Below are 5629 nucleotides of genomic sequence, written 5' to 3' on the forward strand. Positions count from 1 at the left end.
AGCAGGCCGCACATCTCCTGGAGAGCCGCAGCGCGCATTTCATCGCGCTGCTGCAACGAGAGGGCGGCAAGACGCTCGACGATGCGCTCTCTGAGCTGCGCGAGGCCGCCGACTTCTGCCGCTACTATGCCGCGCAGGGCCGCAAGCTGTTCGGAAACGACGCCGCCATGCCGGGCCCGACCGGCGAGAGCAATGCGCTCGCGATGCGCGGTCGCGGCGCCTTCGTCGCGATCTCGCCGTGGAATTTTCCGCTGGCGATCTTCCTGGGCCAGGTCACGGCAGCGTTGATGGCCGGCAACAGCGTGGTGGCAAAACCCGCCGAGCAGACGCCGCGCATCGCGCGCGAGGCCGTGGCCCTGCTGCACGAGGCCGGCATCCCTCGAAGCGCGCTGCATCTCGTCACCGGCGATGGCAAGATCGGTGCGACGCTGACGGCACATCCCGATATTGCCGGCGTCGTCTTCACCGGCTCGACCGAGGTCGCGCGCTTGATCAACCGGACGCTCGCCGCCAAGGACGGGCCGATCGTGCCGCTGATCGCCGAGACCGGCGGCATCAATGCCATGATCGCGGATGCCACCGCGCTGCCCGAGCAGGTCGCCGATGACGTCGTCACCTCGGCCTTCCGCTCTGCCGGCCAGCGCTGCTCGGCGTTGCGGCTGCTGTTCGTGCAGGAGGACGTCGCCGACCGCATGATCGAGATGATCGCGGGCGCGGCACGCGAGTTGAAGATCGGCGATCCCTGTGACGTCGCAACCCATGTCGGCCCCGTGATTGATGCGGAGGCCAAGCAGCGCCTCGACGTGCACATCGCGCGGATGACGCACGAGGCACGTCTGCACTTTGCCGGCACCGCGCCGCAAGGCTGCTTCGTCGCGCCGCACATCTTCGAGCTCAGGGACGCCGGCCAGCTCACCGAGGAGGTGTTCGGCCCGATCCTGCATGTGGTGCGCTATCGTGCGGAGAACCTCGAACGCGTGCTGCAGGCGATCGCGCGTACCGGTTACGGCCTCACCCTCGGCGTCCATTCCCGCATCGACGACACCATCGAAGCCATCATCGACCGCGTGCAGGTCGGCAACATCTACGTCAACCGCAACATGATCGGCGCCGTCGTCGGCGTGCAGCCATTCGGTGGCAACGGCCTGTCCGGAACCGGCCCCAAGGCCGGCGGCCCACACTACCTCCCGCGCTTTGCGACCGAGCAGACGGTGACAATCAACACGGCTGCGGCGGGAGGCAATGCGGCGTTGCTCGCGGGGGAGGAGTGAGGCTGCCTTCGCGCCGTCGCACCCTGCGCACGACCGGTTCCGTCATCCTGAGGTGCGAGGCATGGGACGCAACGCGTCCCATGGGGAGCCTCGAAGGATGAGCGGCCCCGATGCAGCCGGGCCGTCGCCCTTCGAGGGCCGCTGAAGAAGCGGCCGCCTCATGGGTGACGGGAGATGGTTCGGGTCCGTGGCGCATGCGTACTGAACGGCGCAACGGGCCCTGCGCCAGGCGCCGTTGCATCCCCGCAAAACATCGGTCTAATGGCTCCCATCACCTGCCCGCGCCAATTCCAGCGCGCGGGAAACGACAAGAGCGAGGGAGCGACGCCGCGATGGAAAAAGGCATCTTTTCAGGCCTGAAAGTTCTGGACTGCGCAAGCTTCATCGCAGCGCCCGCGGCCGCGACCGTGCTGTCGGATTTCGGCGCCGATGTCATCAAGATCGAGCCGCCCGGCGCGGGGGATCCCTATCGCAACCTGCCGAACCTGCCTGGCTATCCCTCAGGCGAGCACAATTTCGCGTGGCTGCTGGAAGCCCGCAACAAGAAGAGCATCGCGCTCGACCTCTCCAGGCCGGAAGCGCAGGCCGTGCTCTACAAGCTGGTCGAAGAAGCCGACGTCTTCATCACCAACATGCCGCCGCCGGTGCGCGCCAAGCTCGGCATCACCTACGATCACCTCGCCCATCTCAACGACCGGCTGATCTACGCCTCCTTCACCGGCTATGGCGAGAAGGGCGAGGAGGCCAACAAGCCCGGCTTCGACAGCAACGCCTATTGGGCGCGTTCGGGCCTGATGGACCTGGTCCGTGCCGACACCGACACCACCCCGGCCCGTTCAGTCGCCGGCATGGGCGACCATCCCTGCGCCATGGCGTTCTACGGCGCCATCGTCACCGCGCTGTATCAACGCGAGAAGACCGGCAAGGGCTCGCATGTCGCCTCCAATCTGATGGCGAACGGGGTGTGGGCGGCGAGCGTGCTGGCGCAGGCAAAACTCTGCGGCGCCAAGTTCGGCGAGCGGCGTCCGCGCGAGCGCGCGCTCAACGCGGTCGCCAACCACTACCAGTGCAAGGATGGCCGCTGGCTGATCCTGTCGCTGCTGAGCGAGGAGAAGCAGTTTCCGACGCTGGCCAAGTGCCTCGGACGCGAGGACCTGATCAATGATCCCCGCTTCGCCACCAAGGCGGACCGCCACGCCCGCTCAGTCGAGTTGATCAAGATCCTGGACGACACCTTCGCCACCAAAGATCTCGCCGAGTGGCGCAAGATCCTCGACGGCAGCGGCCTCGTGTTCGGCGTCGTCGCCATTCTCGACGACATCCCGAACGACAAGCAGATGCTGGACAACGAGGTGCTGGTGCCGTTCGAGAACGATACCATGCTCACCATCAACAGCCCGATCTGGATCGACGGCGCCAAGAAGGTTCAGCCGCGCAAGCCGCCCGCCGTGGGCGAGCATAGTGACGAGATTTTGCGCGGCGCGGGATACGACGAGGCGGCGATTAAGCAGCTGCGGAGTTCGGGGGCGGTGGGGTAAGGTCGTCGTCTCCGCAAACTCCGTCATTGCGAGCGCAGCGAAGCAATCCAGACTGTATCCGCGGATGCATTGCTGGATTGCTTCCGCTGCGCTCGCAATGACGATGAGGGACTATCTCGCTATAACAATCGGCAACACGCCAATGCCGCGAGGTCCCATGCCCAGCTACCGCCTGCACTACTTCCCCGAATCCGGCAACAGCTACAAGCTGGCGCTGATGCTGACGCTTTGCGGCGAGACGTTCGAGCCTGTCTGGACCGACTTTGGCGGCGGCGTCACGCGCACGGCGGAGTGGCGCAAGTCCGTCAACGAGATGGGCGAGATTCCCGTGCTCGAGATCGACGGCGTGAAGATGACGCAGACCGCGCCGCTCCTCTTGAAGCTCGCCGAGCAATATGGCCGCTTCGGCGGCGAGACGGAGGACGAAAAGTTCGAGCTGCTGCGCTGGCTGTTCTGGGACAACCACAAGCTCACCGGCTACATGGCGACCTATCGATTCATGCGGGCCTTCACCGAGAAGAACGACCCGCAGGTGCTGAAGCATTTCCGCCGGCGGCTCGAGGATTTCCTCGGCATTCTCGAAGGACACCTCCAGCACAATGCATTCGCGATCGGCACGAGGCCGACGGTCGCGGACATCTCGATGATGGCCTATCTGCACTATCCCAGCGACGAGCACGGCTTTGATTTTGCCGCGAGCCATCCCGCCATCCACGCCTGGCTCGGCCGCATGGCCACGCTGCCCGGCTGGAAGCCGGCCTATGAGCTGCTGCCGGGCAAGCGGATGACGAATTACGCGAAGTGAAAGCTACCGCAACGCCAGCCAGCCGAGCGTGAACAAGATGCCGCCGACGATGACGGCCATCGCGATCGCCCAGAGGCTCACGCGGGCGCTGCCGGTGACCTGCTTGGCTTCTTCATTGCGCGCGATCTCGCGATTGCGCGCTTTGTTGGCGTTGCCCGTATCCGTCATGAATCATCCAAATCGCTTGTTGGCTTAACGCGTCTTGATGAAGCACATGCCGATGCGGCGTGAGGCCGCGGCAGCCTGACAGCTGAGACCGTTAGCACAGCTCCATGACGTAAAACTCTTATCGAGCGTTCCCGATCCCGCATCTTGCAGGGAACAATGCGCGCCCCAGCCGTCCTGATATTCGGTGCCGGCGAGCTCCCGGCTGCCGCGGGTCTGCGGCCGGCTGGCAAATCCGCGTGAGAAATCAGGGCGTTTGCCCGCGGCAAATGCAGTCAGGATGTCGCGGCGGCGCACCTGGTCACCGAAGAAATGCGGCGAGGCCGGCACGATAGAAGCGTTGGACGGCCTGTCCGCGAGCCAATCCACGCCGGGGAAATGGAAGCCGCCGGCGCCGCGGGTCTGGTGGCAGCCTGAGCAGGTGACGTCGTTGAGACGGCGCTGGAACCCTGCGACCGAACGGATGTTCTGCATATCCCCGCGCGCGGCCGCCTGCTTCAACGCGCCGACCACGTCGTTGTCGGTGAAGACCGGGTCGTCGCGACCCTCGCCTTTGCTTTCTCCTTGCACCATGCCGAACTCCGGCTGCAGCGCCGAGGCATCGAGGCCTGCGGGTGTGGGCACCACCGCGGCCCTGGCGAGAAATCTTTCCGGGATCAGCACCGTGCCGCGATCGAACTCGCGCAAATTCTCGGGTGCGAGCAGCCAGGCCTTGAAGTCGCGCCGAAGCGCATCGTCGGAGAGGATGCGCTCGCGGTCGATCTGGTTCTCCAGCACCGCTTCCACGAACTGTTTCGTGGCCGCATCGTACTTGAACACCTTGAGCAGATAGTCGGAGCGGAAATCGTGCAGCGCCGATTTCGGCGCGATGGAGAGCTGGATGTTGGTCTCGATGCGATCGAGCATGGCATCCGTGGGGTGGAAGCGACTGCCGATCAACCCTTGCCAATCGCCATTGTCGAGCCAGCGCCGCGCGACCTCGGCGCAGGCGATCGGTTTTCCGTCCGCATCCGTCTGGCGCGTATCCCTCGCCTTCATCACCAGATTGAACGTCATCGGCAGGCGCGTCGCGGTCTTGCCGCCGTCGAAACGCGCGAGCCGGTAGATCAAGCGGATTTCGCCGCAGGACTCGTCCGAAACATAGGCGCGGTCCATGCGGTTGACGATACCGGCGAGCACGAAACGCGTGTCGCGGGAATTGAGCACAGTCCGGTCGAACAGCTGCACATCAAAACCTTCGCCGACGCCGATGGTCTCGGTCGGATATTCCGCCTTGCGCTGGGCGATGTAGCGGCCGAACTCCGCGTCGATCGCCGGCGGAATGTCCTTGAGCTGCGGCAGCTCCGAAAACAGCAGGTCGGTCGTCAGCGGACGGTCGGCATTCCGCTCCGGCGACAACAGGCGCGGGATCGTGAGCGCGTCGCCCTCATCGAGCCTTCGCAGCAGCTCGGGATCGGTGATGGCCGTGCCGCGTGTCATCGGCGCGGTCTCCGCTGCCGACAGCGAGACGGCACCACCAAACAGCAAGGCGGCAGCAACGAGAATTCGCAACGCGCGGCTCATGCCTTAGGTAACACCGCGCCGGGATGCCTATTCAAGCAAAAAGGCGCCTCACACAGTGGTGAAGCGCCTCTTTGGAAGTCGGATATCGAACGCTCAGCGCGAGACGATCAGCCCCTTGGTGGTGACGACCACCCAGCGGCCGTCCTGGCGGCGGATTGCATCGACGCGACCAACGCCGGGGATGGGATCGCCGGGATAGACCTCATAGAGCCCGTCGCGGCCCTCGATCAGCGCACCGCCATTGGCGGCGTTGCGCAGCCGCCAGCCTTCGACCGTCGGCAGGCGAC

At 65.2% G+C, this 5629-nt stretch carries 5 protein-coding genes and 1 pseudogene; 3 read left to right on the forward strand and 3 right to left on the reverse strand.

Annotated features, from left to right (window positions below):
* The 3 genes from MOV75_RS25600 to MOV75_RS25610 form a co-directional block, all read left to right on the forward strand.
* Positions 1-1271, forward strand: a 1271-nt coding sequence (locus MOV75_RS25600; protein ID WP_247006812.1) for an L-glutamate gamma-semialdehyde dehydrogenase, incomplete at its 5' end; no start/stop codon positions are given.
* Positions 1272-1603: 332 nt separating this feature from the next.
* The gene (locus MOV75_RS25605) at positions 1604-2809 is read left to right on the forward strand and encodes a CaiB/BaiF CoA-transferase family protein (protein WP_246930287.1); all 1206 of its coding nucleotides are present in this window, start codon (positions 1604-1606) and stop codon (positions 2807-2809) included.
* Between the two features lie 157 nt (positions 2810-2966).
* Positions 2967-3614 (forward strand): glutathione S-transferase family protein, encoded by a 648-nt coding sequence (locus MOV75_RS25610; protein ID WP_246930288.1) that lies wholly within the window; start codon positions 2967-2969, stop codon positions 3612-3614.
* Positions 3615-3617: 3 nt separating this feature from the next.
* Here MOV75_RS25610 and MOV75_RS25615 read toward each other — a convergent pair whose 3' ends face one another.
* The 3 genes and pseudogenes from MOV75_RS25615 to MOV75_RS25625 form a co-directional block, all read right to left on the reverse strand.
* Positions 3618-3782: a hypothetical protein gene (locus MOV75_RS25615; protein WP_246930289.1), complete on the reverse strand. Its 165-nt coding sequence runs from the start codon at positions 3780-3782 to the stop codon at positions 3618-3620.
* A 24-nt stretch (positions 3783-3806) separates the two neighbouring features.
* Positions 3807-5342, reverse strand: a complete 1536-nt coding sequence (locus MOV75_RS25620) for a hypothetical protein (protein ID WP_246930290.1) — start codon at positions 5340-5342, stop codon at positions 3807-3809.
* 93 nt (positions 5343-5435) lie between these two features.
* Positions 5436-5629, reverse strand: a pseudogene (locus tag MOV75_RS25625) (hypothetical protein); the annotation flags it as partial.

It is taken from the genome of Bradyrhizobium sp. PRIMUS42, assembly GCF_023006515.1.
Classification (GTDB): Bacteria; Pseudomonadota; Alphaproteobacteria; order Rhizobiales; family Xanthobacteraceae; genus Bradyrhizobium.

What these genes read in the sequence shown, in the direction of transcription:
- MOV75_RS25605 (WP_246930287.1), top strand. Translation starts at nt 1,604, where the DNA reads ATGGAAAAAGGCATCTTTTCAGGCCTGAAAGTTCTGGACTGCGCAAGC.
- MOV75_RS25610 (WP_246930288.1), top strand. Translation starts at nt 2,967, where the DNA reads ATGCCCAGCTACCGCCTGCACTACTTCCCCGAATCCGGCAACAGCTAC.
- MOV75_RS25615 (WP_246930289.1), bottom strand. Translation starts at nt 3,782, where the DNA reads ATGACGGATACGGGCAACGCCAACAAAGCGCGCAATCGCGAGATCGCG.
- MOV75_RS25620 (WP_246930290.1), bottom strand. Translation starts at nt 5,342, where the DNA reads ATGAGCCGCGCGTTGCGAATTCTCGTTGCTGCCGCCTTGCTGTTTGGT.